Source organism: Streptomyces sp. NPDC031365, from assembly GCF_055569765.1.
This window is the reverse complement of record NZ_JBVIIM010000018.1, coordinates 1-4,340: the sequence shown is the minus strand read 5'-3', so window position 1 is coordinate 4,340 and position 4,340 is coordinate 1. Positions and strand designations below refer to the sequence as shown.

3 protein-coding genes (1 of these 3 running past the window's edge) are annotated in these 4,340 nt (G+C 72.9%); 2 read left to right on the top strand and 1 reads right to left on the bottom strand.

Going from position 1 to position 4,340, the window contains the following annotated elements; all coding sequences use genetic code 11:
- On the bottom strand, positions 1-1,404 hold the 5' portion of the coding sequence (locus ACZ5C2_RS24360) for an MFS transporter (protein ID WP_468794618.1). Its footprint begins 330 nt before the window's first position; the window shows 1,404 of its 1,734 coding nt (coding positions 1-1,404); it begins with the start codon at positions 1,402-1,404; its stop codon lies off the left edge, out of view.
- A 265-nt stretch (positions 1,405-1,669) separates the two neighbouring features.
- On the opposite strand from ACZ5C2_RS24360, the gene ACZ5C2_RS24355 reads away from it, so the two are divergent.
- Both ACZ5C2_RS24355 and ACZ5C2_RS24350 read left to right on the top strand, forming a co-directional pair.
- A complete protein-coding gene (locus tag ACZ5C2_RS24355) occupies positions 1,670-2,965 on the top strand; it encodes a glycosyltransferase family 39 protein (RefSeq protein ID WP_468794615.1) in 1,296 nt (431 codons plus the stop codon).
- A 221-nt stretch (positions 2,966-3,186) separates the two neighbouring features.
- Complete coding sequence (locus tag ACZ5C2_RS24350; protein WP_468794612.1) at positions 3,187-4,191, top strand: phosphatase PAP2 family protein; 1,005 nt, start codon at positions 3,187-3,189, stop codon at positions 4,189-4,191.
- The last annotated feature ends 149 nt before the right edge of the window (positions 4,192-4,340 follow it).

The window sequence follows — 4,340 nt, the reverse complement described above, 5'->3', positions numbered from 1 at the left end:
TCGCTCCCCCCCCCCCCCCCCCCTCCCCTCCCCCCCCCCTCCCCCCCCCCCCCCCCCCCCCCCCCCCCCGGGCACCCCGGGGATGCCGGTGAGGCCGGGCGCGTAGGCCGCGTTCATCACGCTGCCGAGGAGCGCGATCCCCATACCGGCACCCAGCTGGTAGGAGGTCTCGCCGATCGCCGCGGCCCCTCCGGCCTGTTCCGGCGGCGCCTCGCTGAGCATCGACTCGTACGCGCCGAACAGTGTGGTCTCCAGGCCGAAGCCGAGCAGGACGAAACCGGTGAGCAGCAGCGGGGCGTTGTCCTGTCCGCCCATCGCGGTCAGGAGCACCACCGCGCCCGCCGTCAGACAGAAGCCGGAGCAGACCATGCGGCGCGGGCCGAACCCACGCAGCAGACGGGCGCCCGCCAGTCCCGCCGCCATCGCCGCGACGGTCAGCGGCACCAGGCGCAGTCCGGTCTCCAGCGGGGAGAGCCCCAGCACGAGCTGGAGGTACTGGGCGGCGATCAGTTCCAGGCCCACCAGGGCGAGCATCGCCAGCACGATGCAGCCCACCGACGTGCTGAACGTCGGCCGGGCGAACATCCGCAGGTCGACCAGCGGATGGGCACGGCGCCGCTGCCGGCGCACGAAGGCGGTCAGGAGTCCGGCTCCAAGGAGCAGCGGCAGTACGGTCCCCACGCCGACGACGGACTCCCCGCCGCCGAGCCGCTTGACACCGAGGACCAGCGAGAAGAGTGCCGCGGCGGCCAACAGCGCGCCGACCACGTCCCAGGGGCCCTTGCCGTCGCCCTTGGACTCCGGCAGCAGGAGCCGTCCCACCGGGAGGCTGACCAGCATCAGCGGGATGTTGACCAGGAAGACCGAGCCCCACCAGAAGTGCTCCAGCAGGAAGCCGCCGATCAGCGGACCGACCGCCGCGCCCACCGCTGCGACGGCGCTCCAGATGCCGATGGCGAGCGCCCTCTCGCGCCGGTCGGGGAAGACCTGGCGCAGGATCGACAGGGTCGCCGGCATGATCATCGCGCCGCCGACGCCGAGCAGCGCCCGGGCCAGGATCAGGACCTGGGCGTTGTCCGCGAGGGCCGCCATGCCGGAGGCGACACCGAACAGGGCGTAGCCGAGCAGGAGCACGCGTCTGCGGCCGACCCGGTCGCCGAGGGTCCCGAACAGGATCAGCAGCGAGGCGCAGACCAAGGGGTAGGCGTCAACGATCCAGAGCAGCTCCACCGCGCCGGGCCTGAGGTCCTCGGTGACGGCGGGGACCGCCACGTGCAGCACGGTGGCGTCGACGGCGACCAGCAACAGGCTGGCGCAGAGGACGATGAGCACCACCCAGCGGTTGGCACCGGCCCCGGCCGCCCGACGGCGCAGCGCGGCGGCGGCCGTGGTCGTCCCGGACATGTACACGTACCTCCCAGATGTTCCCTCGCGATCGGCGGGCTCACGGGGTGGGGGACTCCCCCGTGACTCGGCCGGAGAGAGCGGTGGTCTCCGGCCCGCGCAGCGAACGGCGAGTGACACGTCAGAGTACGCGAGGGAGAGCCCGGGTCGAGTGACGGGTCTCTCACAGCTCCGGGTGATCGGTGTGGCGTACGCCACTCCGCTCCCCCGGAGGACGCGCCCCTGCCGGGCAGTCCGGTTCCGTGCCGGGTCGATAATCGGGCCCGTGAACGATCTCGAGACGCGCCCCGTCCCGGCCCGCCCCGGAGCACTGCGCCGGGCCGCACCGGCGCTCCTCGGTTACGCCGCCGTGCGTGCCCTGGGCCTGGTCGTCCTGGCCCTGTGGAGCGAGGCGCGCGGCAAGAGCGCGTACACCTTGCTGACCGCCCGCTGGGACGCGCTCTGGTACACGCGCGTCGCCGAGGGCGGATACGGCTACGAGGTGCGGCTGCCGAACGGCGACGTGCACTCCGACCTGGCGTTCTTCCCGCTGCTCCCGTGGCTGGAGCGGCTGGTGGCGGCGGTGTCGCCGCTGTCGTACGCCGACGGGGGATTCCTCGTCGCTGTGGTCGCCTCGCTCGCGGCGGCCTGGGGGATCTTCGCCGTGACCGACCATGTGTATGGGCACCGGGCAGGGGTGTACGCGGTGCTGCTGTGGGCGGTGCTGCCGGTCGGGATCGTGCAGTCGATGGCGTACAGCGAGTCCCTGTTCACCGCGCTCGCCGCGTGGTCGCTGTACGCCGTGCTGACCGGCCGCTGGGTGACGGCGGGCGTACTGGCGGGCCTTGCGGGACTGACCCGGCCGGTGGGGCTGGCGGTGGTCGCGGCGGTGTGGACGGCGGGCATCGCGTCCTTCCTTCGGGAACGTACCGGCTCCCCCCGCGACGGCACCTCCTTCGTGCGGGATCGCAGCACGGCGCCGGGAGGCGGCGCGCGGACCGGGATGCGCGCCGGCACGTCCACGACCGATCCGCGCGTGCCGGCACCGGACGGCGCTCCGCGGGAACCGGGCGCCCCCGGTGTCCGCCTGCGCCGGGCCCTCGGCATGCTGCTCGCGCCCCTCGGCGCCGCTGGTTACGTTCTGTGGGTGGGGCACCGGACCGGCGACGGACCGCTGGGATATCTGGATGTCCAGGCCGGATGGCGGAACGGGTTCGACGGCGGATACGCCTTCGCCCACTTCGTCGCCGACAGGTTCACGTCGGTTCCGTCCGCCCTGGCCGGGCTCGGACTGATTCTCGGTGTCGGCCTGGTGGTGTGGCTGTACATGGCCTGCGTACGGCAGCGGCAAGCCCTCCCCCTGCTGGTGTACGGAGGGGTCGTCACCGCGCTCGCCCTGTGCGCGTCGAGCTACTTCGGCTCCAAGCCGCGGCTGCTGCTGCCCGCCTTCCCTCTGCTGCTGCCGCTCGCCCTGGCCCTGGCCCGGCTGCGCGCGCCCGGGCCGGCACGGGTCGTGGGGGCGGTCGCGGTGGCCTCGGCGGTGTACGGCGCCGTCTGGCTGAACGGCTCCGGGCCGCCCTGACCGGGCGTCCGATGAGCACCGGGGAAATTCCGCGCCAGCCCCCGGTGAACGAATTCAAAAGCACGATAAAACCGCCACCTCGAATGATCAAAAGAATGGAAGGCCACGGCGCGGATTCGCCGTAAATAAAGGTCGTCCTGAGAGGAATCCCACATCACATCGTCATCACAAAGACGCTGATTCGTCGGGGTTCCCCGCTCACTCGCTGTAACGTCGATTGGGTGCGTACCAAACGGAACCACACCCGTCTGGACCGGGTGTTCGCGAGGCTGGACCGTGAGCCGGAACGACCGGCTCACATCGGCATGCCGCGAATGAGCCGGCACCGGATGGTGCTCTTCGGCGCCACCCTGGCTTTCTACGTGGCGATCGTGTGGGCCGTGCTGATCACCTCCTGGCTGGTCCGGCTGGACTGGCAGGTGATGTTCTTCCGTCCCTACCAGCAGTGGCCGGAGCTCCACGCCTTCGTGGACTACTACGTGGTGCTGGGCCAGCGCGGCCCGACCGCCGTGATGGTGGCGGCCTGGCTGGGCTGGCGCTCCTGGCGGCAGCACACACTGCGCCCGCTGCTCGCCCTCGGTGTCTCCCTGCTGCTGCTCAACGTCACCGTGGGTGCGGCGAAGTACGGCATGGGGCGCCTCGGACCGCACTACGCGACCGAGATCGGCTCGAACGAGATGTGGCTCGGCGGCGATATATTTCCCAGCGGCCACACCGCCAACGCCGTGGTGACCTGGGGAATCCTGGCCTATTTGGCCTCCACCCCGAGAGCGCGCCGCTGGCTGTCCGCCCTGTCCGCGGTGACCTCGCTGGGCGTGGGACTGTCCACCGTCTACATCGGGACGCACTGGCTGAGCGATGTGGTCCTGGGCTGGGCGGCGGGACTGCTGATCCTGCTCGCGCTGCCCTGGTTCGAGCCGCTGATCGCGCGCGCCGAGGCCCGCGTCTTCGACCTGCGCGACCGCTGGCGGGCACGCAGGGGCCGTACGCCGGCGCCGGCGGTTCCGGTCGGACAGCCCGTCATGCTCAAGCCGCTCACCGACCTCGCGGACCCCGCCTCCGAGCCGGTCCCCGCGGGCCGCTCGGTCCGGCCGTTGCCGGTCCATCTGGCGCCCGGCCCGCACACCACCCGCGCGGAGCGCTCCCCGGTCACCCCGGCGGGCAGCCGCCGCCCGCCGCACCCGGAGCGTCACCCGCGCGGTACGACATGGGCGGCCCGTCCCTGACGGATCGGACACACCCGGTACGCGCACGCACGGCGGGGGGGGGGGGGGGGGGGGGGGGGGGGGGGGGGGGGGGGGGGGGGGGGGGGGGGGGGGGGTTCCCTCCCCCCCCCCACCCCCCACCCCCGCCACACACCCCCCCACTGCTCACC